Origin of the sequence: Bacillus sp. FSL R12-0074 (assembly GCF_038005725.1) — a bacterium.
In the GTDB taxonomy this organism is placed as follows: domain Bacteria; phylum Bacillota; class Bacilli; order Bacillales; family Bacillaceae_G; genus Bacillus_A; species Bacillus_A mycoides.
The window spans coordinates 623,130-647,087 of sequence record NZ_JBBOTR010000001.1; the positions used below are offsets into that span (position 1 = coordinate 623,130).

Sequence of the window (23,958 nt, forward strand, 5' to 3'; positions counted from 1 at the left end):
TTGTTTTTAAATAATTTAATATATAAATTTACAAAAATATAATATTCTTCTTATTATTTTAATATATTTTTTACAAATATCCATATAGTATTGAAAAATGGATAAGTGGGGGAGGGACAAAACCCCACTGATTAAAGCTTCACTTTATTTTTGTATGTTTTTTTCAACCTGTTCTCGAACAGTTTGAATATAATTCATTTTATGATCCCAACATTCTTGGCTTAAATCGACAGGGTACTCTTCTGGGTTTAAAGTTCGCATATACTCTTCCCAAAATAGTGAGAGGCTGCGTTCATTATACTTTTGAATATCTAATATATTAGGTAATTCATACGCTCTTTTACCGTTAATGAAAATATCTTGATGTAGTTCGCGTGCTTCAAAGCTTGTTACGAATTTACTTATATATGTATGAACTGGATGAAACATTTTTAAACGCTCTTCTTTTCCGGGTTCTTCTGACTCTAAAGCAATATAATCGCCCTCTGCATGATCGTTAACACGGTTAATAATACGATAAACTCGTTTAAGTCCTGGGGTTGTAATTTTTTCAGGATTAGATGAAATCTTAATCGTATCATTTAATTTTCCGTCAGTATCTTCAATAGCGACTAGTTTATAAACAGCCCCTAATGCTGGCTGCTCAAAGGATGTAATCAGCTTTGTACCAACACCCCATACATCAATTTTTGCCCCTTGAGATTTCAAGTGCATAATCGTATATTCATCTAAATCGCTAGAAGCGATAATTTTTGTATTTGTAAATCCAGCTGCATCAAGTTGTTTTCTGGCCTCCTTTGATAAATATGCCATATCACCACTATCAAGGCGAATGCCATAAAAATCGATACGATCCCCGAACTCTTTTGCAACACGAATCGCATTTGGAACACCAGATTTTAATGTGTCGTATGTATCGACAAGAAATACACATTTTTTATGTGTTTCAGCATATTTTTTAAATGCAACATATTCATCGCGATATGCTTGAACGAAAGAATGGGCATGTGTGCCAGCTACAGGGATGCCAAATCGTTTCCCTGCGCGAACGTTACTTGTAGATGAAAAACCACCAATAAAGGCAGCTCGTGTTCCCCAAAGGGCAGCATCAAACTCATGAGCTCGTCTTGTACCGAACTCTAAAAGCTCATCATTATTTGCAGCGTGCTTCATACGTGCAGCTTTTGTAGCAATTAATGTTTGGTAATTTACAATATTTAAGAGGGCGGTTTCAATTATTTGTGCCTCGCCAAGCGGTGCATCAACACGTAATAATGGTTCGTTATTAAAAACAACTTCGCCTTCTTGCATACTACGAATCGTGCCAGTAAATTTCATGTTTTGTAAATAATGAAGGAAGTCTTCTTCGAATTGCAGCTCTGCTAAATAAGCGATGTCACTTTCGGTAAAGCTGAAATTTTCTATGTACTCTACAATTTTTTCAAGACCAGCAAAAACAGCATAGCCGTTTTCGAATGGAAGCTTTCGAAAGTATAGATCAAAAACAGAACGGCGAGTATGAATACCATCTTTCCAATATGTATAAGCCATGTTGATTTGATATAAATCTGTATGTAAGGCGTAACTATCGTCTTTATAATGATTCATTGCGAAAACACCTCCGTAATTTGATTATAGTATACCAATTTTTCCCCTTTCGTAGCAAAGAAGTAATAGGGGATTGAAGTCAAGAGAGAAAAAAATGAAATAATGCATATTTTTTAGAAAATTTACATTTATCAATTTATATTTCTCTAGATTTTATGTATTATTAGAGTAGTGGGGGTAATGAGAATGGAGGAGGACAATGCAACAAACATTAGAAAAAATAGGCAAGCAAGTTTTTTATAAACGGCTACAGCAAAAAATGACACAAGAAGAATTATGTCAGGGCATTTGTTCTGTCTCATACTTAAGTAAGATCGAAAATGGAAAGATTGAAGCATCAGAAGAAATTCTACAATTGCTCTGCACAAGACTAGAAATTGCTGTGACGGATTTGAGAGATGTAGAAGAAGATGTGAAAGTGAAGTTGGACGAGTGGTTGAATGCATTAGTTCATTTGGACAAGCAACAAGTAGAGCGCATATACGAAGAGTTGCAAGGTGAAATGAAGCATGTGTTGGATTTTGAAATTATAAATTATTATAAACTGCTGTATACACGTTATTTAATGATGAAGCGGGATCTCCCTGCTGTTGAAGAAGAATTGGACGGATTGAAGAAAGTGTATAAGAAATACTCGCCTTTTCAGAAGATGTTATATACGTATAATAAGGCATTATTATATTCTGTGCAGTACAAATATACGCAGGCATTAGAATATCTGTTAAAGACGGAATCGATGGCGAAAGAGTTAGGATATTATGAAACAGGAATATATTATAATTTGGCATTGACATATAGTCAGATGGAAATAGACCATATGACATTATATTTTGCTAATGTGGCATTAGAAGGTTTTAAAAGTGAATATAAATTTAGAAATATAATTAATTGTAAGTTTTTAATTGCGTTTAGTTATACTAGAAAAAAACAATATAATGAAGCTATGGAAATCTATAATCATATCATAAGAGAAGCAACTTCTTTTGCTGATAAAGATAATATTCTTTCTATTGCTTTAAATAATATTGGTTATCTGTACTACCGACAAAAAAATTATGCCAAGGCGAAAGAGTATTATATAGAATGCTTAAAGTATAAAAAAGAAGAGGATATGAATTATATTGATGCCATGTATGAGCTCTCATTACAGTGTATTCAATTAGGAGAACTTGAGGAAGCAGCTGAATGGATTGAAAAAGGTATCATTGCTGCAAGGAAAGATGATAGATACAAAGGGATGTTATATTTATTGTTAAATTTAAGATATAAATATTTTGAAGAAAGAGACCTCTATAAAAAATTTCTAGAAACAGAAGTAGTTCCTTTCTTTAAAACAGAGGAAAATATAAAAGATTTAAAGAAAGTATACTTAGAACTAGCTGAATACTTAGAAGAGTGCTCAGATTTTAAAGAAAGTAATCGCTATTATAAATTAGCGATTACTTTATTAGAAGAGTAAAGAGGAGGGATAGTATGAAAAAGTTAATTGCAGGAACATTTGTGGTTATGGCAATTGCAGCTGTAGTATTGGATATTCAGTATGCTTGGAAGCCGGATACTCTAGGGCAAGAAGCTAAAACAGTTGAACAAATTAATTTATAAAAAAAACCCTTTCCCAACGGAAAGGGTTTTTTTTCAATATTTGTTCCTCAAAATTCTACAACACTTGAGAAAGAAATTAATTGAATTTTTAGTATATTAATAGTGGAAACATAATGATAATATGAAACTACTCTTTTTCAAAAATTTTTTATTAGGGGGAATGTTAGATGAAAAAGAAGAGTTTAGCGTTAGTGTTAGCGGCAGGAATGGCAGTTACTACGTTCGGAGGGACAGGCTCTGCATTTGCGGATTCTAAAAATGTACTCTCTACTAAGAAGTACAATGAGACGGTACAGTCACCTGAGTTTATTTCTGGTGATCTAACTGGAGCGACTGGTAAGAAAGCGGAATCTGTTGTGTTTGATTACTTAAATGCGGCAAAGGGTGATTATAAGCTAGGGGAAAAGAGTGCGCAAGATTCTTTCAAAGTAAAACAAGTGAAAAAAGATGCTGTAACTGATTCAACAGTAGTACGTATGCAACAAGTTTACGAAGGAGTACCTGTATGGGGTTCTACTCAAGTAGCTCACGTAAGTAAAGATGGTTCTTTAAAAGTGTTGTCTGGAACAGTTGCACCTGATTTAGACAAGAAGGAAAAATTGAAAAATAAAAATAAGATTGAAGGCGCAAAGGCAATTGAAATCGCGCAGCAAGATTTAGGAGTAACGCCGAAGTATGAAGTAGAACCAAAGGCGGACTTATATGTATATCAAAATGGTGAAGATACAACATACGCATACGTTGTGAATTTAAACTTCTTAGACCCGAGCCCAGGAAACTACTACTATTTCATTGAGGCAGAAAGCGGTAAAGTGTTAAATAAGTTTAATACAATCGATCATGTGACGAATGATGATAAGTCTCCAGTTAAACAAGAGGCTCCTAAGCAGGATGCAAAAGCAGTTGTAAAGCCTGTAACAGGAACAAATAAAGTAGGGACTGGTAAAGGTGTATTAGGAGATACGAAGTCGCTTAATACAACATTATCTGGATCATCTTACTATTTACAAGATAATACACGCGGGGCAACGATTTTCACATATGATGCGAAAAACCGTTCAACATTACCAGGAACATTATGGGCAGATGCAGATAATGTTTTCAATGCAGCGTATGATGCAGCAGCGGTAGATGCTCATTACTATGCAGGTAAAACATATGATTACTATAAAGCTACATTTAATAGAAATTCTATTAATGATGCAGGAGCGCCGTTAAAATCAACAGTTCATTACGGAAGTAATTATAATAATGCATTCTGGAACGGATCACAAATGGTATACGGAGATGGTGATGGTGTAACGTTTACTTCATTATCTGGTGGAATTGATGTAATTGGTCATGAATTAACGCATGCGGTTACGGAAAATAGCTCGAATTTAATTTATCAAAATGAATCAGGAGCATTAAATGAAGCAATTTCTGATATCTTTGGTACATTAGTAGAGTTCTATGATAACCGTAATCCAGATTGGGAGATTGGTGAAGATATTTACACGCCTGGTAAAGCAGGAGACGCGCTTCGCTCTATGAGTGATCCAACGAAATATGGTGATCCAGATCATTATTCTAAGCGTTACACTGGTTCAAGTGATAACGGTGGCGTTCATACAAACAGTGGTATCATTAACAAACAAGCTTATTTATTAGCAAATGGCGGTACGCATTCTGGTGTAACAGTAACTGGTATCGGTAAAGATAAGCTAGGTGCAATTTATTACCGTGCAAATACACAGTATTTCACGCAATCTACTACATTTAGTCAAGCTCGTGCTGGTGCAGTACAAGCTGCAGCTGATTTATATGGTGCTAGCTCTGCAGAAGTAGCAGCAGTTAAGCAATCATTTAGTGCTGTTGGTGTAAACTAAGGCTTTAAGGGATAGTTATTAATAAAATACTTCAAAAATAAAGAAGGAGCCTATGCTCCTTCTTTATTTTTTTCTCCATTTTTTCCACAAATAAAATAATCCAACACAACCTGCGATTGTAATAATCCATTTCGCTTCATTTGTTCCGTTTATGACATGATATGCAGAATATACTTCGATCAATAAGGCCGGTATTTTCCCTATTGTGCTAGCAATACTGAAAGAGAGTAATGACATTTTGCCTAGAGCTGCAAATAAAGTAACGATACTGGACGGAATGAAAGGAATAAAACGAAAAGATAGGACGAGTAGAAATGCCTCTCTGCCTTCTACGTAAAGAAGGCGTTCTACCTTTGGATACTTATTTACTTTATCGTGAGTGAACCTTTGAAGGCCTATACGATAAATATAAAACGAGATAATAGCCCCCAATGCCTCACCTGCGATCGAAATGATTGTACCATTTGTTACACCGAAGAGTTGTATATTAATAGCGGTCAAAAAAATACTAGGGATAAAACCTAAAAGACTGATGATGATGTTGATTAATATACTAAGTGGAATTGCGATTGAATAATAGTCTGTTAAGAAGTTTTGAATTGTTTCAGCCATTTTATAAAATCCTTTATCTTTTTTTGCATTACACCATATTTACATTGTATAGGCAAGTGCAAATTTACATAATGTAGAAAACAGTTGATAGAAAGGGATTTTTATACCTTATATAGGTATTGGGTATATGAAAGTAGGGGTATATTTAGTTTATTTAAAAAACACTCCATAAATCCTGTGTTTAAAGGGTTTATGGAGTGTTTCGATTGGTGTTTTCATCTGGGAAATAATTATAAAAACACGGGGGTATATTTTAAAAAGGGCAAAAAACAGTGATTTGATGAAAGGGGGGTGGAAAATATAGCAAAATGAATGAGGATTTTAAAACTGTATACATTTTTTCTTTGTGAAATTGACTTTTAGTGGAGTTACGATAATAATCATGGAAGAGGTGATACGATGAAACGATTAAGTAGTCTTTTCTTGAGTAGTTTATTGGCACTAATGCTGATTTTAAGTGGATGTGCAGGAAAAGAACAAAAAACAGAAAAACCAAAAGAGGATCATTCTACATCAGTAGAAAAAATTAGTGATAATATTTTAGATGAAATGGAAGGGCCACCTAAAAATGGTCATACGATTGAAAGGCATGTAGGCAAATCAGAAGAGGATTTGAAGAATCGTTTGAAGACAGATAAAGTTTCAGCGGCAAGTACATACTATGATAAGGAAACAGCGACAAAGGCTGTGAAAGATAGTTTAAAACAACATGATAAAGAAATTCAGGATTGGTTGAAAAACTCTAAAGAGGCTCGTCTTGTATTGAATACAACTCATTCATTCCCAGTTGGAAAAACAGTAATAAAGAAAAATATGATTGTAAAAGACAAACTAGTAAAGACTGTTACTGTTTTAGCGAGAGATAAATCAGGAAATCTAGGATTTAAGATTATTACTTCTTATCCATCAGATAAATAAAGGGGGGAGTATATATGTATCCAACATTACAATACTTTCTTAAATCATACTGTACGTTAAGTATTCATGAGGATGAAATAGTAAGCGTGATGGAAGAGTTTATAGAGCAAGAGGACGAAGAGATTGTTTTGAAATTACGCGATGAATTAGTAAATATGAAGAAAAAGAATGCGTGGGAAGAAGCGTGCGTATTAGCTGCGAAGCAAGGCAATCGTGTGTGGTCTTTAGAAGAAACGAAAGATCATTTGGGAATTTTTTTACTATTATTGCAAAAGAAAAAGGCGTGAGTAGATCACGCCTTTTTGTATACGCTTTTTGAAATTTGTCCGTTTGATATTATCTCATTGTTTTGGGGCACTTTTATATACGCTTTTTGAAATTTGTCCATTTGAGAGTACTTCACCGTTTTGTGTTACTTTTTTATACGTAACCGCTGTTATTCTATCACCAGTATTACTAATTACTTGAGAAGAAACTTCAACATTTTTACCAGTATTTGTACCGAAAATACGTGTAGTAATACTACCGCCATTTGAAAATGCTTGAATGTAAATATGCTTACCTGTATTGTTTTTAAATTTTAAATCCGGACCATAATCTGCCACTGCTGCATCCTGCCCAAGTGGTAAATAATTTACGGGCATAGAATGATTGCTTCGAGAAACAATTCCTAAATCTGCCCTTAAAGCTGCGCTGTATAAAGTACTACTTACTTGGCAAACGCCTCCGCCTGCACTTTGTATAACTTTACCTTGTGAATATACTGCTGCGGATTTATAACCATGTGCAGCATCAGTTACGCCAACACGGCCATTAAAACTAAACGTTTCATCAGGTGCTACAATAACTCCACTTAACGTATTAGCTGACTTATTTACGTTATAGGATTGATTTCCATTACGGCCAGCCATTGGGGTAGAATATTCAGCAATCACTTCTTTAATCCCCATTTGTTGTATATCTTCTGTAGAACGTTCAGGTTTTATTAGTGTAACTGGTAATACAACATCGGGTGTGCCAGAAGTAATAGCTGCGCTTGTTAAATCGGTTAATTTTCCTTTATCAATTTTTTCTCCATTTTGACTTTGGCTAATATTTACTGTAGAGCCTTCAACACTTAATTCGGCGTTGACAGGATTTTTTAATGTTTCATTATATTTATCCTTTATAAAGGTTTCATAAGTTGTTGTATTTAATTGTGGTGTTAATTTATAGTCACGTTTTACTTCACCGTTTTCAGCTTGCTTACGCATGTTGTAACGATTCATTACGTTCCCTTCTTGTTCTTTAAAGATATTGTCGACAATATCCTTCTCTTTATAATCTACTCCTAAATCTTTCCACGTGTAATTTTGCTTATCATTTTGGAATACGTAGTTAAGAGGTTTTTGATTTAATTCATTCACCTTTTGATTAACAAGGGCTTGAATATCTGCTTTATTTTTTCCATCAAGAGAAATACCTTCAAATGTAGTGTTTGGTAGTGCAGTTGTATTTAGTTGATTATTTAATTTGGATACATATTGATATCCACCAATACCACCAACACAAAGTAATATGCCACCAGCAATAGCGGAACCAATCAGTATTTTGCTTAGCTTCATTTATTTCCCCCCAGAAAAATTTGTATAAATATATGTATTACATTTTTTGTATAAAAATGATGAAAATAACATTATGTACGTCCTAGTATACTATTATTTTCACTACGTGTGTAATGTTTTCATAAAAAATGTTACACTGCTGTAATAATTGTCTCTTTTTGTCACAATATGCATGAGAAATATGTTGAAAATTATAATAAAAAGGCTGCTTAGAAAAATCTAGCAGCCTTTTTATTATAATTTTTTATGCTCATTTTTATTCGTAACACCGAGATGTTCTTGAAGTGTTGTCGATATATCATTAACACTCTTTTCGTTTGGAACGTAATAATAAATACCACCTATATATTTATCAGTACCTTCCACTTGCAATTTATCCATTTTTAAATTTGAATCCATTGAATTTTTTGCAATAGTCATCATATCATCAAAAGTTAAATTTGTTTTTAAGTCTGTATCGACAGCATCTAATAGGCTTCCGATTTTATTAATGGAATTGAGAGATAGGGCTTTTTCAGCAATAGCCTCTAAAACAAGTTGTTGTCGTTGACCACGCATATAATCACTATCAATATGACGCGTTCTAGCTAGTGCAAGTGCTTCTTCTCCATTTAAATGTTGACGCCCTTTTTTTAGGTGAATTGCATCTGCTTCGTCGCTACTATTTTGTTCTGTGAACTCAACTGGAACGTCGACAGTTATACCACCTAGAGAATCAACAATCTTGATAAAGGATTTGAAATTAAATTTTACATAGTAATCAACTGGTACATCTAAAAATTTTTCTACTGTATCAATTGTGCTGTCTACACCACCAAATACATGTGCATGTGTAATTTTATCATATTTATCACGTGATTTAATGAAGACGCGTGAATCACGTGGAATGCTGACTAGTTTAACAGATTTATCATTTTTATTAATTGTTGCAAGTAGTAATGCATCTGTACGAGTCGCTTTTCCGTAACCTTTTTCCCTGATATCACTTTCATCAACACCCATGATCAGGACAGAAATATTATCAGTCATAGGTTTAACAGCTTTTTCACGTTTGCTGGATTTATCTCCTCGGCCGAGTTCAGAATAAGCGTTGCTTAAGACGGATTTTGCTTTACTGTATATATGGAAGGAATAGCCTCCTGCTCCCATTGCTACAATAAGTAAGGGAATAAGAATGAACCAAAGTAGGCGCTTTTTCTTTGAGCGTCCTTTTTTGGCTCGAGTTTCGTTGTTAATGTCGGATTTCATCATTTTTTCTCCTTTAAAACAATCAAAGTGTATACATCTAGAAGCGTATTAAAACACATAAAAAATATTTTACGCTAAATAAAAGGTATTGTACATGTATAAAAAATAGATGTATTGATTATTTATAAGACATCTATTCGTTATTGTATACAAAAGACAGGGATAAGAAAATGATAAAATTTTACCTAATTAAAGCATAATACTTACAATAATCGCAGATAAAATACTAACAAGAGTAGCGCCGTATAGTAATTTTAGGCCGAAGCGGGCAACAACATTTCCTTGTTCTTCGTTTAACCCTTTTACCGCACCGGAAATAATTCCAATGGAAGAAAAGTTGGCAAAAGAAACGAGGAAGACAGAAATAATACCAACTGTACGGATAGAGAGAGTGCTGGAAATTTTACTAAGATCCATCATTGCTACAAATTCATTTGTTACAAGCTTTGTTGCCATAATGCTACCCGCTGTGACAATTTCAGAACTTGGTACGCCGATAAGAAATGCAATAGGGGCGAATACATAGCCTATTAATTGTTGGAAAGTAATGCCGAATATAATGAGGAATAGGTCATTAATGCAACTCATTAATGCGACGAATCCAATGAGCATAGCACCGACGACAATTGCTACACGAAAACCATCAAGAATGTATTCTCCAAGCATTTCAAAGAAACTTTGTTTTTCCCCTTTTATTACCAAAATGTCTTCATCATCGTTAACGTCGTAAGGGTTAATAATGAGTACGATAATAAAACCACTAAATAAATTGAGAACGAGTGCGGTTACTACATATTTTGGTTCAATCATTGTCATATAGGCACCGACAATGGACATAGATACTGTTGACATAGCAGAGGCGCAAAGTGTATATAGTCGATGTTTTGGAATTTGGGCTAATTGTTTTTTAACCGTAATAAAAACTTCTGATTGGCCGACAATAGCGGAAGCGATGGCGTTGTAAGATTCTAATTTCCCAAGACCGTTTATTTTACTAAGAAAGAAACCAATCCACCGAATAAAGAATGGTAGTATTTTGAAATGTTGTAATATACCAATTAAGACGGAGATAAAGACAATCGGTAATAATACGTTAAGGAAAAATGGCATTTCCCCTTTATTTGCAAGACCGCCAAATACAAAGTTTATACCACTGGCAGCATACTCAAGTAGCCTCGTAAACAGGCTAGAAATTACCGTAATAAGTATGAGACCAATTTCTGTATTTAATAATAAATAGGTTAAAATTAATTGTATAATAAGCATGATAAAAATTGGTTTAAATTTAATATGTTTCTTATTGTTGCTAGCAATATAAGCAAGGAAGAAAACAACGATAAGTCCCACGAAAAAAGTAATAAATTTCATAGTAAGCCCCCTAAAAGAGATATTCTGCTATATATGTTTTTCATTTCAAGGGAGAATATGCATCTTTGGTAAAGAAAGGAATAGAGAGAGCATGAATATATGTAGAGTGCACCACGTTGCAATTATTTGTTCGAATTATGAACTGTCAAAGGATTTTTATACTCGGATATTAGGTTTTAAAGCGATAAATGAAGTATATAGAAAAGAACGAGATTCTTATAAGTTAGATTTATGTGTAGGGGAAGAGTATCAAATTGAATTATTTTCATTTCCTAGTCCACCTGAGCGCCCAAGTTTTCCAGAAGCAGCTGGACTTAGACATTTAGCATTTGCTGTTACAAATATAGAAGAAGCTGTAAACCATTTAAAACAATGCGGTGTGGAGACTGAAGCGATACGTATGGATGAAATTACGGATAAAAAATTTGTCTTTTTCCAAGATCCAGATGGCTTGCCTTTAGAATTGTATGAGGCTTGAAATTGGTGAATTTTATATAGGGTTGCTTTCAAATAAATGAAGAAACTAAAGTGAAACTTCTTTTTTAAAGGAGGTGTAACTTTAGCTAAGAAAGCTAAAGGACATATGTGGATATTTTAAAATTACTGATGGTAGCCATCCTTATTGCGTTAACAGCATTTTTTGTGGCTGTTGAGTTTGCAATTATTAAGGTGCGTAGCAGTCGTATTGATCAACTCGTTAGTGAAAAACGACGAGGAGCATTGGCAGCTAAAAAAGTAACTTCGAATTTAGATGAGTATTTATCAGCATGTCAGTTAGGTATTACAATTACTGCTTTAGGGCTTGGGTGGTTAGGAGAGCCCACTATAAAACATATACTCGAGCCGTTGTTTTTAAAACTACACCTATCTCCTGCAATTGCAAGTACAGTTTCATTTATTATTGCCTTTGCAGTTATTACGTTTTTACATGTTGTCATTGGTGAACTTGCTCCGAAGACGCTCGCTATACAAAAGGCAGAGCAAGTTAGCTTATTATTATCGAAGCCAATTATTTACTTTTACCGAGTAATGTATCCGTTTATTTGGGCTTTAAATGGTTCTGCAAGGCTTGTAACAGGGTTATTCGGATTACATCCGGCTTCTGAACATGAAGTAGCTCATTCGGAGGAAGAATTACGATTAATCTTATCTGAGAGTTATGAGAGTGGAGAGATTAATCAAAGGGAATTTAAATATGTAAATAATATTTTTGAATTCGATAATAGAGTCGCAAAGGAAATTATGGTACCTCGTACGGAAGTTGTAGGTTTATATGAGGACGAACCATTTGAAACACATATTAAAATAATCGCACAAGAAAAGTACACGAGATATCCCGTATTTGGTGAAGATAAAGATGAAATTATTGGGATGGTTAATGTAAAGGATTTATTTATTCGTTATATGGATGGTAATCGAGACGAGGGGTGCTCGATTACGCCATATACAAGGCCAGTTATTGAAGTGTTAGAAAATATCCCTATTCATGATTTGCTATTACAAATGCAAAGAAAACGAATTCCATTAGCTGTATTATATGATGAATATGGTGGTACAGCGGGAATCGTTACGCTAGAAGATATTTTAGAAGAAATTGTTGGAGAAATCCGAGATGAATACGATGAAGATGAACACCCGCCTATAGAGCATATAAGTGAAGGGTGTAAAATTGTAGAGGGAAAAGTGCTTATTAGTGAAGTAAATGATTTATTTGGCATACACTTAATCGCTGATGATGTAGATACAATTGGTGGGTGGATTATGGTACAAAAGCAAATCGTTGCTGAGGGGGATATTATTGAGAAACACGGCTTTTCTTTTAAAGTTCTTGAAAAGGATATGCATCAAATTAAGCGAGTTGAAATAAAGAAAGTAGAAGAATGAATGGATTTTCTATTATATAAACTTTAATAAAAAGTATATATAGAAAAATAAATGTTTGCGCTTTCAAAAAGGGTGCTATATAGTGAAAGTGGATACTGAAGAATTCATTTAATGATACTCGTATTTTATAGGGCGAATTCTTTAGATAAGGATTTAGAATGAAAAGTATAGGTGATGAAAAATGGTAGCAACGAAGGATATACGTATAGAAAAAGATTTTTTAGGTGAAAAGGAAGTACCGAGTGTAGCTTATTATGGTGTACAAACATTACGTGCCGTAGAAAACTTTCCTATTACAGGATACCGCATTCATCCGTCACTCATTACGGCAATGGCAATTGTAAAAAAAGCGGCAGCGCTTGCGAATATAGATACAGGTTACTTAGCTAAAGATATCGGACAAGAAATTGCAGAAGCGGCACAAGAGATTGTTGATGGAAAGTTCCATGATCAATTTATCGTAGACCCGATTCAAGGCGGAGCAGGTACTTCAATTAATATGAATACTAATGAAGTAATTGCAAATAGAGCCTTGGAACGTATGGGATACGAAAAAGGTGAATATGCGAAAATTAGCCCAAACACTCATGTGAACATGGCCCAATCAACAAATGATGCGTTCCCAACTGGGATTCATATAGCAACTCTTATGATGCTGGAAGAACTTCTTGTTACAATGGAAGAACTTCACTCTGCTTTTCATGATAAAGCAAAAGAGTTTGATCACGTTATTAAAATGGGGCGTACGCATTTGCAAGATGCAGTTCCAATTCGCCTTGGGCAAGAATTTGAAGCATATAGCAGAGTGCTAGAGCGTGATATAAAAAGAATTAAACAGTCTCGTCAACATTTATACGAAGTTAATATGGGTGCGACAGCTGTTGGTACGGGATTAAATGCAAACCCTACTTATATAGAACAAGTTGTGAAGCATTTACGAACTTTTAGTGGTTTCCCTCTTGTTGGTGCAGAGCACTTAGTTGATGCGACGCAAAACACAGATGCATATACAGAAGTATCTGCAGCACTAAAAGTATGTATGATGAATATGTCTAAAATTGCAAATGACCTTCGTATTATGGCGTCTGGTCCACGTGTTGGGTTGGCGGAAATTCAATTACCAGCTCGTCAACCAGGTTCATCTATTATGCCGGGTAAAGTAAATCCAGTTATGGCAGAAGTAATTAACCAAGTTGCTTTCCAAGTAATTGGAAATGATCATACAATTTGCTTAGCGTCAGAAGCTGGACAATTAGAGTTAAATGTAATGGAGCCGGTATTAGTATTTAATTTAATTCAATCCATCAGTATTATGAATAACGGTTTCCGTGTATTCCGTGAATACTGTATAAAGGGAATTACAGCGAATGAAGAGTTGCTTAAGCAATATGTTGAAAAAAGTGTTGGAGTTATTACAGCAGTGAATCCTCATATTGGTTATGAAGCAGCTTCTCGTATTGCACGTGAAGCAATTGCGACAGGAAAATCTGTTAGGGAGCTATGTTTAGAACATGGTGTACTTACAGCAGAAGAGCTTGATATTATTTTGGATCCATACGAAATGACACATCCCGAAATTGCTGGTGCTTCTTTATTAAAGGATAAAGTGAAACTTTAATCAGTGGGGTGGGAATCCCCCACTGATTATTAGTTGAACCAATCGGGCTTTAACGGGCAGTTGATCTCCCACCTAACTCCCTCGCATTCGCCGAATTTTGGGGTGGGAGTTTTACTGCCCGTTAATGCGGGATAAAAAAATGTAATGTAAAAAGCACCGATCCATTTGGATCGGTGCTTTTTTTAGAAGATATTAAATACAGAGTTAAGTTGAAGTAAGCTAATAATAGCTAAGAAGATTAAACTATATTTCATTACTATTTTAAATAGAGCAGATTCTTGACCAACTAGTCCAACTGCTGCACAAGCAACTGCTATGGATTGTGGTGAAACCATTTTTGCGATTGTACCACCAACTACGTTTAATGAAACGAGAGTAGATGGAACGATGTTTAACTGATCGGCAGTTACTGCTTGAAGTGGTGCGAATAATGAACCACTTGATACTACTGATCCTGTAATGAATACGCCAATCCATCCTAAAATTGGAGAAAGAACTGGGAATGCATTTCCTGTAGAAGAGAATGCAAGTCCAAGTGTAGATGACATACCAGAGTAGTTCTCTACGTAAGCTAAAGCGATAACGCTACAAATTGTATATACTGGAACTTTTAGTTCTTTTATTGTTTCGATCATTAATTCTTTAATCATTTTGCCGTTTACACGGTAGACGATAAGTGAAACGATAATTGCTAATACAATCGCAGTAGTTGTAGAAGAGAATACATCTAGTTTGAAAATCGCTGCGAAAGGTGTATCAGCCTTTGTAATTGGTGCAGTTTTCATAACCGCATTATGAAGACCAGGGAATTGAATGTTAAATACTAAGTTTGCCAATGGACCATCCGGAGCAAATAAAGCTTTAATTGGTTTTAAATTAAAGATTGTTACAAATGCAGTTAAGAATACGAATGGAGACCAAGCATATAAAATTTGATTGAATGTATGAGATTCTTTTTCTTCTTGTTTTTCTTCTTTAGCAGAAGATTTTGGTTGCCAAACACGTAAGAATAATGCAAGAGAGACCATACTTACGACTGCTGCGAAAATATTAGTAAGTTCTGCACCTAAGAAGTAAGTTACAAGGAACTGAGTAATTGCGAAAGAAACACCACTTACAAGAATACCTTGCCAAGTTTCTTTAATGCCTTTAAATCCATCTACCATTGAAACAAGTAAGAACGGTAAAACAATGCTAATGAATGGCAAAATGTAAACAGCTTGACGACCGACAGTTAATGCATCTAGCCCAGTTAATTGTGCAGGTACTGTAACTGGAATACCCATAGCACCCATAGCACCACCAGCGATATTAGCTACTAAGCAAATACCTGCTGCTTTTAATGGATTAAAGCCCATACCTACAAGTAATGCAGCTGTAATAGCAACTGGAACACCGAAACCAGCTGCGCCTTCTAAGAAAGCACCGAAAGAATAAGCGATTAATAATACTTGTAAACGCTGATCATTTGTAATACTTGAAATGCTATCACGAATGACATTGAATTGTTCTGTTTTAACAGTTAATTTGTAAAGGAAGATAGCTGCGATAACGATAGTACAAATTGGATAAAATCCAGATAAAACACCGAATCCGGCAGATGCTACTGCTACAGTTGCAGGCATTTTATAAACAAATATTGCAAGGATAATAGCAACAATTACACTGTAAAGACCAGCCATGTAACCTTTCATTTTGAATCCCACTAAACAAATAATGAAGCAAAAAATTGGGAGTGCTGCGATTAGTGCAGATAACCAAATATTGTTTAATGGGTCATAAATTTGTGTCCAAGTACTCATAATAATGACAACTCCTATCTATTATATGTGAAGAAATTCACATTATTTGTGAAACTATTCACAATCAACTTACATGCTTAGTATATTCTCCTTCAACACTATTGTCAACGTGAAAAAGTATAATTATTCCATAATAGTATTAAAAGCAACATTTTGTTCATAAAGTAGACAAAAAACGTAATCAAATTGATTTGATTACGCTTCTATAAATTATTGACATATTCTTTCATTTTTTCATATGTCATTGGTCCTACATGCTTATATTGAATGACACCGTTTGTATCGATGACAAAAGATGTTGGGATGCTGATGATTTGATATGCGGCACTTGCCTGACCTTTCTGATCTAATAGGACGGGGAAGGTGTATTTGTTTTCTTCAAGAAATTGTTTTACGTTGTTCGGGTCTTTTTCAGTAGCTGTCGCATTTACAGCGACAATTTCAATCCCCATATCTTTAGTATCGTGATAAAACTTTTCCATATCAGGCATTTCTATTTTGCATGGACCACACCAGCTTGCCCAAAAGTTCAATATTACTTTTTTTCCTTTATAGTCTGTAAGACGAACTTCTTGACCAGTGGTTGTTTCCAGAAGGAAATCGAGGGCAACATTGCCAACTTCAGTTCCAATGGGGATGTTTGATTTTGAAGCTATATCTTCTTTTTTGTCTAATAGGAAGTGATTGATAATAGTCCAGCCAACCGCAATGCTAAGTAACACAATAATAAACCATTTTTTAATACTACATCCTCCTCCTTACTTAAATTTCCATTTCCATCGTAACAAATTGGTTAAATATGGTCAAATTACTTTACGATAGGTTATCAATTATGGACGGTATTTTACAATATCATTACTGTACATTTCAGTAAGGTGAAAATATAACAAAAAGGCTGATAAAACAACGTTTGTAAGCAAAGTATCACTAGCCCTTTGTTTTGCTTTTTTATTGTATCATATAGTATAATATTCAAAATCAGGAGGGATTTTTTCCTGAACTGTGTGCTGATAAAAGGAGGAAAAATTTTTCAGCATTATAGGTTGATAAAGTTATGTCGTAACAGGAAATATAAGAACAGATATATAAATAAATAATAAAGAAAATAAAAAACGAAAATGAGGGGAACTTTATGAACCAAAATCAATTTGACTGTCGTATTTCAGAAGAAGACGTACAGATGTTAAGAGCATTAGCTCATCCACTTCGTCTACGTTTAGTAATGGAACTAATGCAGCGTGGAACATGTAATGTAACACAATTACAAGAGGTATTAGAAATACCACAATCAACTGTTTCACAGCATTTAACGAAATTAAAGCAAAATAAAGTAGTACGCTTTGAGAGACGCGGGTTAGAAGTGTATTATCAAATTCATAACGATAAAGTAAGTGAAGTAGTAAAAACATTATTTTCTTAATTTTTGAATATTATGGAAAAAAAGACGTATGGAATATACGTCTTTTTTTATTTGGAAAGGATGTAATAATAGGAAGAATTGAGAACGTATATATTAGCGCGTGAGCAAGAAACAAACTATCGGTTGAAGTGCTAAATTGATGGAATATATTTTGAAGGGATATGAAAAGATAGAAAGGAGTGTAGTAAGAAAAAGGAGGGATAGTAGTATGGATGTGACACGTGTGAAACAAATCTTATCTTCTTCAAGTAGAATTGACGTTACATATGAAGGCGTACCAGTATGGATTGAGAGCTGTGACGAGCAGAGCGGAGTTGCTCAAGTGTATGACGTATCTAATCCTGATGAGAGCGTTCATGTGGACGTGACGGCTTTAGAGGAGAAATAATAAAAAAGACGCTTCTAAAATTAGAAGCGTCTTTTTTGTGTTATTCCATCATACTCGCAACTTTTTTAGAGAAGAGAAGGAGTACAAATCCTAAGACGATAACGATAATACCGATACTTGCAAATACTTCAAGGTATCCTAATGATTGTGTAAATGAAGCAAGTTTACCTGCTAACCAGTTAGCCATACCCGTACCAGCTAACCATACCCCCATTAGTAATGATGCTAATTTTACAGGAGCAATCGCACTTACCATTGATAGACCGATTGGTGATAAGAATAACTCACCAATTGTATGGAAGAGATAAGTGATAACGATGAATAATAAGTTCGCTTTTACAGTTATATCTGCTTCACTACTTCCAGTCTTTAGAACTGCTAATGTTAAAGCAAGGTAACCTATACCTAGTAAAATCATACCTAATGCCATTTTTGTTGGCACTTTTAAATCACCGCGTTTTGTTTTAGAAAGTTTTAACCATAACATAGATACGAATGGTGCAAGTAGTACGATGAATGCTGGGTTAACTGATTGGAACCAAGAGGTTGGAACTTCCCAACCGAAAATTGTACGATCAACAAATTTATCTGTATAAAGTGTTAGAGAACTACCAGCTTGTTCAAATCCTGCCCAGAAGAATACTACGAAACAAGTTAAAATTACAATTGCCCAAGTACGATTTTTCTCTTGCTTTGTTAAAGGTTTCTTTTCGATTACAGGTTGATTTTTTGATTTTTTACCGACAACTGTTGTTCCTGCTTTACCAAGGTAACGAGGAGCTAATAAGTTGAAAACAATTTGTCCAATAATCATACCGATACAAGCTGCTAAGAATCCGTATTTATATCCCATAACAATAACGCCATTAGCGCTTGTTTTAAAGAAATCTTCTGCTAAAAATCCACAAATAAGTGGAGCGAAGAAAGCACCTACGTTAATACCCATATAGAAGATAGTAAATGCACTGTCACGACGTGAATCATTTTCACCATACAATTCACCTAACAGTGTAGAAATATTTGGTTTGAAGAATCCATTACCAATAACTAATAGTATTAATCCAAGGAGTAGTCCTGTTTTTGTATTCATTGAGAATAGTACAAAGTTTCCGATTGCCATAATAATTCCGCCGAGAGTAATGGCATGACGTCTTGTAATATAATGATCCGTTAGCCATCCGCCTATAATTGGCATGAAATATACTGCCGCTGTAAAAGTACCGTATAATTGTACTGCGACTGCTTTATCAAATCCTAACCCGCCACTAACAGCAGCAGTTGTTAAATAAAGAACTAAAAGGCCGCGCATTCCATAGTAACTAAATCTTTCCCACATTTCTGTTAAGAACAACAAATACAACCCTGGTGGATGTTTTTTTGGTGATTGTTGCTCTCCAGCTTTGTCTAATTTTAAAGCTGCATCCATTTTTGTTTCCCCCTAATCCTGTATAACGGATATTTATGTAATCATTTTAATTTACAAAATATTTAGAAGTCAATAGAATTATATGGAAATAGAAAGAAAATTTCTAAAAAAGTTCTATTGTTCTTCAACCGTTATTGTATTTTTCCCTGAAAACAAGATAATAAGCGTTTTCAAATGTAGTAATTGAATTCTAAACGAATTCAAAATAGTGATTAATCAGAAAATTTAGATTAAAATATTTATTCTGATATAGAGAAAAAATATTTTATTTACTTTTATAATATAACATATTGGGAATAAAAATACAAAATGAAATAATGTGACACTTCAGTGAAATGAAAAAAAACAGCTCCATAAAAGAGGGAGCTGGTTAGAATGAAATTATTTAACAAAGCGTTTTTCAATGTCGTCTAGTAGTAAGTTAGCAGCCATTACACCGCCAGCTGTATTCCAAATAACGTCGTCAACTTTGTATGCTTTTCCGTTCTTTACTGCATTTAAGTTTTTAAAGAGAGGGTCGTTTATATATTCTTTTTCTAGTTCAGAACCTTTTTTCTCATTGCCTTTATCGAATGTGAAGTAGAATAATACATCGCCATCCATTGCCGAAATACGCTCTTTAGATACGTTACGTTCTGCGAAATCATCTTTGTTTTGATCTCCAGGACGTTTAAATCCAAGTTCTTTTAAAATAACACCAGAGAATGTATCGCCATGATAAATACGAACATCACCAGGCATAAAACGTACCATAGAAATTTCTTGATTTACTTTATCGCCAAGTTGGCCTTTCAAATCTTTCATACGTTTTTCGTAATCAGTTAAAACCTTTTGACCTTCTTTTTCTTTATTTAAAGCCTTTGCATAAAATGTGAAGTTATCTTTCCATTCACCGCGTAATGTTTCAGAGAACACAGTAGGTGCGATTGCTTTTAGTTGCTCGTACACTTTTTCGTGACGCATTTTGTTACCGATAATTAAGTCTGGTTTTAAAGAAGCAATCGTTTCAACGTTAACTTGTCCTTCGTCGCCAACAACTTTTACATCTTTCATTTTATCCTTAATATGTGGATACCACGGATCACGAGTCCAAGACTTTACAGCACCAACGGGTTTCACACCTAATTCAAGTAAAGCTTCAGTTCCTTCATTCGTTAAAATAACTACACGTTTTGGATTAGCAGGAACTTCTGTTTTACCCATTGCGTGTTCAACGGTAATCATTTCTTTTTTATTATCTTCTTTTGTTGATTCTTCTTTGTTATTTGATTTTCCACAAGCACTTAAAAGAAGTGAAAAAGCTAGTAGAAATACAAATACTGTAAACGATTTCTTTTGCATGAAATTCATTATGTACCCCCTACATGTTGAGAATATTTTTCAATAGCAAGCATGATATTAAGCCTTTATCTTTTGATTGTCAATATATATTACTGAAAATAGTTCTCATTATCGTTGACAATGAGAATTAAGTTGAAATACACTTACAACGTATCATTATACATTGAAGGGGAAACGCTGCATGTTATTAAAAACAAATCAAGCAAAATGGATTGGATTATTTGTTGGAATCGTTGCAGTCGTTATTTGTATTTGGGGAAGTATTATTTTCGGATATACAAATACGAGCTGGAAATTAGCTTTAGATGCTTTTTTCCATTTTAATGGTTCAAATGAGCATATTATTATTCAAAATGTGCGTCTACCAAGGGCGTTAATTGCAGCAAGTGTTGGTGCTAGTTTAGCCATTGCGGGTTGTTTAATGCAAACTTTAACAAAGAATCCGCTTGCTTCTCCAGATTTTATTGGATTAAATTCAGGCGCTGCGTTCTTTATAGTTGTAGCAATTGTACTCTTTTCCGTGACATCATTATCAGCTTTCACATGGATTGCCTTTTTAGGAGCGGCAGTTGCAGCAGTACTTGTATTTGCCTCTAGTTCTTTAGGAAAAGAAGGGACAACGCCTCTTAAGTTAACATTAGCAGGTGTAGCGATAAGCGCTTTATTTTCATCATTAACACAAGGGTTACTTGTATTAAATGAAAAAGCATTTGAAGAAGTGTTATTTTGGCTTGCCGGATCTGTGCAAGGAAGAAAGTTAGAGATTTTACAATCAGTATTCCCGTATTTATTAATAGGCTGGATTGCATCTTTTATGATGGCAGGGAAAGTAAATACATTAATGATGGGGGAAGATGTCGCAAAGGGGCTCGGACAACGAACGATTTTAATGAAATCATTCGTGTTACTTATTATTGTACTGTTGTCTGGTGGTTCAGTTGCGGTTGCTGGTCCAATTGGATTTATTGGCATCGTTACTCCTCATTTCGCAAGAGCTCTTGTTGGGGTAGATCACAGATGGAGAGTACCCTATAGCGGATTGTTAGGTGCAATACTATTAATCTTGGCTGATATAGCAGCAAGATATGTCATTATGCCACAAGAAGTACCAGTAGGGGTTATGACAGCATTTATCGGGGCCCCATTCTTTATTTATATTGCACGTAAGAGAGGGCTTAGCAAATGAAGAAGTATATTCCGTTTCGTATTGGAAAAGGCGAGCTCTCGTTTTTAATGTATAAACGAGCTTGTCTCGTCTTATTGAGTTTACTAGTTGTTTTAATAGGATTATTTTTTGCGAGTGCAGGTATGGGGGATATGAAAATTGCTCCTTATGACGTATGGCAAGCGATTACCGGAAGTGGTGATGCGATGTCAAATATGGTTGTAAATAAATTTCGTATGCCGCGTATTTTAATTGCTATCCTCGTAGGAATTGCGCTTGCGGTAGCGGGCTGTATTTTACAAGGGCTCGTTCGAAACCCGCTTGCTTCTCCTGATATCATCGGAATTACGGGCGGGGCAAGTGTTGCAGTTGTACTCTTTTTAGCTATATTTAGTGATAAAAACAATGCGTTAACAGTAAGCATTCATTATATGCCGCTAGCAGCTTTTGCTGGGGCAACAATTGTAGCGTTTTTTGTATATTTATTTGCCTGGAAAAATGATGGATTATCACCGATTAGTCTTGTTTTAATTGGTGTTGGATTTTGGGCATTAACGAAAGCAGCAACAACTTTATTTATGTTGTTAGCGCCAATTTATCAAGCAAGTCAAGCGAATGTATGGATCACAGGTACTGTTTACGGTTCTTCATGGCAAAATGTTATGGTACTTGCGCCGTGGGTTCTCATTTTAACGACAATATCATTTATCGCTGCGAGACATTTAAATGCACAAGAGCTAGGGGATGATATAGCAGTGGGACTTGGTGTTCCTTTAACGAAGTCGCGTGTATTTATGTTGTTACTTAGTACAGCTTTAATTGGCGGGGCAGTTGCCTTTGCAGGAGGAATTGGATTTGTTGGTTTAATGGCACCTCATATTTCGCGAAGATTAGTTGGCTCTTTCTACGGTGCATTGCTCCCAGTTGCGGCGATTATCGGTGCAATTCTAGTACTCGCTGCAGATTTAATGGGGCGTACAGTTTTCACACCACTCGAAATTCCAGCAGGGGTATTTACATCAGCAATTGGTGCACCTTATTTTATTTATTTACTTTATAAAAGTCGGAATTCATAAAGGGAGATGAATATGCAAAAAGCATTGGAGACGAAACGCTTGACGCTGTCGTATGGTGAAACGATTATTATTGATGAGCTGAATTTAGAAATTCCAAAAGGGGAAATTACAATCTTCATCGGTTCTAACGGTTGTGGGAAATCAACTTTATTACGTTCACTAGCTAGATTATTAAAGCCAACAACCGGTGACATTTTGTTAGATAATCAAGCAATTCAAAGTATGCAAACGAAGCAAATCGCTCGTCAAATGGCGATTTTACCGCAAGGGCCACAAGCACCGGAAGGACTTACGGTATTACAACTTGTAAAGCAAGGACGTTATCCATATCAAACATGGCTGAAGCAATGGTCCGAAAAAGATGAGGAAATGGTACAAAAAGCGCTTGCTGCAACGGGTATGACAGAATTTGCTGAGCGTGATGTTCATGCCCTTTCAGGTGGACAACGTCAACGTGCTTGGATTGCAATGACCCTTGCACAAGATACAGATATTATTTTGCTTGATGAGCCGACTACATATTTAGATATGACGCACCAAATTGAAGTGTTAGATTTATTATTCGAATTAAATGAAACAGAGCAAAGAACGATTGTTATGGTATTGCACGATTTAAATTTGGCATGTCGTTATGCAGACAACATTGTAGCTATTCAAGATAAACAAATATATGCGCAAGGTAAACCAGAAGAAGTTATTGACCAGAAGTTAGTTCGGGATGTATTCCGTATGGAGTGTCAAATAAGCGCTGATCCGTTATTTGGGACACCGCTCTGTATCCCGCATGGAAGAGGAAGACGTGTACTTAAAGAGGCTGTTCAGGCGATGAGATAACGAAAAAAGACGATGAGGATTCATCGTCTTTTTTACCCCGCTATTTGTGGGCAGTAAGATCCCCATCTCAAAATCCAGCGAAAGCAAAGAAGCTGGTTTGGGGATCAACTGCCCGTAAAAGCCCGATTGGTGAGGGCTAATAATCAGTGGGGGATGAACATCCCCCACTGATTAAA

General features: G+C 35.1%; 22 protein-coding genes. 13 read left to right on the plus strand and 9 right to left on the minus strand.

Going from position 1 to position 23,958, the window contains the following annotated elements; translation table 11 throughout:
- Window positions 1-144: 144 nt before the first annotated feature.
- Window positions 145-1,608, minus strand: a complete 1,464-nt coding sequence (locus NSS97_RS03185; RefSeq protein ID WP_002169184.1) for a nicotinate phosphoribosyltransferase — start codon at window positions 1,606-1,608, stop codon at window positions 145-147.
- A 199-nt stretch (window positions 1,609-1,807) separates the two neighbouring features.
- Here NSS97_RS03185 and NSS97_RS03190 point away from each other — a divergent pair, with 199 nt between their 5' ends.
- The 3 genes from NSS97_RS03190 to NSS97_RS03200 all read left to right on the plus strand — a co-directional run bounded on the left by NSS97_RS03190 (window position 1,808) and on the right by NSS97_RS03200 (window position 5,078).
- Window positions 1,808-3,067: a tetratricopeptide repeat protein gene (locus NSS97_RS03190; protein ID WP_044444463.1), complete on the plus strand. Its 1,260-nt coding sequence runs from the start codon at window positions 1,808-1,810 to the stop codon at window positions 3,065-3,067.
- Window positions 3,068-3,081: 14 nt separating this feature from the next.
- Complete coding sequence (locus tag NSS97_RS03195; protein ID WP_000733136.1) at window positions 3,082-3,210, plus strand: NprX family peptide pheromone; 129 nt, start codon at window positions 3,082-3,084, stop codon at window positions 3,208-3,210.
- A gap of 167 nt (window positions 3,211-3,377) precedes the next feature.
- A complete protein-coding gene (locus NSS97_RS03200) occupies window positions 3,378-5,078 on the plus strand; it encodes a M4 family metallopeptidase (protein ID WP_044444464.1) in 1,701 nt (566 codons plus the stop codon).
- Window positions 5,079-5,141: 63 nt separating this feature from the next.
- On the opposite strand, the gene NSS97_RS03205 is transcribed toward NSS97_RS03200, so the two are convergent.
- The gene (locus tag NSS97_RS03205) at window positions 5,142-5,690 is read right to left on the minus strand and encodes a TVP38/TMEM64 family protein (protein ID WP_044444465.1); all 549 of its coding nucleotides are present in this window, start codon (window positions 5,688-5,690) and stop codon (window positions 5,142-5,144) included.
- A 399-nt stretch (window positions 5,691-6,089) separates the two neighbouring features.
- On the opposite strand from NSS97_RS03205, the gene NSS97_RS03210 reads away from it, so the two are divergent.
- Window positions 6,090-6,608, plus strand: a complete 519-nt coding sequence (locus tag NSS97_RS03210; protein WP_002091018.1) for an RNase A-like domain-containing lipoprotein — start codon at window positions 6,090-6,092, stop codon at window positions 6,606-6,608.
- A 14-nt stretch (window positions 6,609-6,622) separates the two neighbouring features.
- Window positions 6,623-6,895, plus strand: a complete 273-nt coding sequence (locus NSS97_RS03215; protein WP_016101844.1) for a hypothetical protein — start codon at window positions 6,623-6,625, stop codon at window positions 6,893-6,895.
- Window positions 6,896-6,949: 54 nt separating this feature from the next.
- Here the strand turns inward: NSS97_RS03215 and NSS97_RS03220 are convergent, their stop codons facing one another.
- The 3 genes from NSS97_RS03220 to NSS97_RS03230 form a co-directional block, all read right to left on the minus strand.
- Window positions 6,950-8,212, minus strand: coding sequence for a VanW family protein (locus NSS97_RS03220; protein ID WP_107887601.1), 1,263 nt, complete (start codon window positions 8,210-8,212; stop codon window positions 6,950-6,952).
- A gap of 234 nt (window positions 8,213-8,446) precedes the next feature.
- Window positions 8,447-9,463 (minus strand): LCP family glycopolymer transferase, encoded by a 1,017-nt coding sequence (locus tag NSS97_RS03225; protein WP_002029713.1) that lies wholly within the window; start codon window positions 9,461-9,463, stop codon window positions 8,447-8,449.
- 186 nt (window positions 9,464-9,649) lie between these two features.
- Entirely contained in the window at window positions 9,650-10,828 is a 1,179-nt protein-coding gene (locus tag NSS97_RS03230) for a NupC/NupG family nucleoside CNT transporter (protein WP_000668860.1), read from the minus strand.
- Window positions 10,829-10,919: 91 nt separating this feature from the next.
- Between NSS97_RS03230 and gloA2 the strand changes: the two genes are divergently transcribed.
- The 3 genes from gloA2 (at window position 10,920) to aspA (ending at window position 14,330) form a co-directional block, all read left to right on the plus strand.
- A complete protein-coding gene (gloA2, locus tag NSS97_RS03235; RefSeq protein WP_001017670.1) occupies window positions 10,920-11,306 on the plus strand; it encodes an SMU1112c/YaeR family gloxylase I-like metalloprotein in 387 nt (128 codons plus the stop codon).
- A 107-nt stretch (window positions 11,307-11,413) separates the two neighbouring features.
- Window positions 11,414-12,712, plus strand: a complete 1,299-nt coding sequence (locus NSS97_RS03240; protein WP_044444467.1) for a hemolysin family protein — start codon at window positions 11,414-11,416, stop codon at window positions 12,710-12,712.
- 181 nt (window positions 12,713-12,893) lie between these two features.
- Entirely contained in the window at window positions 12,894-14,330 is a 1,437-nt protein-coding gene (aspA, locus tag NSS97_RS03245) for an aspartate ammonia-lyase (protein WP_107887600.1), read from the plus strand.
- Between the two features lie 182 nt (window positions 14,331-14,512).
- On the opposite strand, the gene NSS97_RS03250 is transcribed toward aspA, so the two are convergent.
- Together NSS97_RS03250 and NSS97_RS03255 are read right to left on the minus strand one after the other, a co-directional pair.
- Window positions 14,513-16,132, minus strand: a complete 1,620-nt coding sequence (locus tag NSS97_RS03250; protein ID WP_131929363.1) for a lactate permease LctP family transporter — start codon at window positions 16,130-16,132, stop codon at window positions 14,513-14,515.
- A 203-nt stretch (window positions 16,133-16,335) separates the two neighbouring features.
- A complete protein-coding gene (locus tag NSS97_RS03255) occupies window positions 16,336-16,725 on the minus strand; it encodes a TlpA disulfide reductase family protein (protein ID WP_206771859.1) in 390 nt (129 codons plus the stop codon).
- Window positions 16,726-17,264: 539 nt separating this feature from the next.
- On the opposite strand from NSS97_RS03255, the gene NSS97_RS03260 reads away from it, so the two are divergent.
- Entirely contained in the window at window positions 17,265-17,552 is a 288-nt protein-coding gene (locus NSS97_RS03260; RefSeq protein WP_001075217.1) for an ArsR/SmtB family transcription factor, read from the plus strand.
- Between the two features lie 208 nt (window positions 17,553-17,760).
- Entirely contained in the window at window positions 17,761-17,940 is a 180-nt protein-coding gene (locus NSS97_RS03265; protein WP_002091002.1) for an acid-soluble spore protein H, read from the plus strand.
- Between the two features lie 40 nt (window positions 17,941-17,980).
- Here NSS97_RS03265 and NSS97_RS03270 read toward each other — a convergent pair whose 3' ends face one another.
- The gene (locus NSS97_RS03270; RefSeq protein ID WP_016093355.1) at window positions 17,981-19,366 is read right to left on the minus strand and encodes a peptide MFS transporter; all 1,386 of its coding nucleotides are present in this window, start codon (window positions 19,364-19,366) and stop codon (window positions 17,981-17,983) included.
- Window positions 19,367-19,747: 381 nt separating this feature from the next.
- Window positions 19,748-20,716 carry an ABC transporter substrate-binding protein gene (locus tag NSS97_RS03275; RefSeq protein WP_341111561.1) on the minus strand — a complete coding sequence of 323 codons (969 nt, stop codon included), beginning with the start codon at window positions 20,714-20,716 and terminating at the stop codon, window positions 19,748-19,750.
- A gap of 172 nt (window positions 20,717-20,888) precedes the next feature.
- On the opposite strand from NSS97_RS03275, the gene NSS97_RS03280 reads away from it, so the two are divergent.
- Genes NSS97_RS03280 through NSS97_RS03290 form a run of 3 tightly spaced genes read left to right on the plus strand, consistent with a single transcriptional unit; the run spans window position 20,889 to window position 23,782 of the window.
- Window positions 20,889-21,893, plus strand: a complete 1,005-nt coding sequence (locus NSS97_RS03280; protein WP_002010489.1) for a FecCD family ABC transporter permease — start codon at window positions 20,889-20,891, stop codon at window positions 21,891-21,893.
- Window positions 21,890-22,948 (plus strand): iron chelate uptake ABC transporter family permease subunit, encoded by a 1,059-nt coding sequence (locus NSS97_RS03285; protein ID WP_107887597.1) that lies wholly within the window; start codon window positions 21,890-21,892, stop codon window positions 22,946-22,948. Before NSS97_RS03280 ends, NSS97_RS03285 begins: the two co-directional genes overlap by 4 nt.
- 12 nt (window positions 22,949-22,960) lie before the next feature.
- Window positions 22,961-23,782, plus strand: coding sequence for an ABC transporter ATP-binding protein (locus NSS97_RS03290; RefSeq protein WP_002167083.1), 822 nt, complete (start codon window positions 22,961-22,963; stop codon window positions 23,780-23,782).
- The last annotated feature ends 176 nt before the right edge of the window (window positions 23,783-23,958 follow it).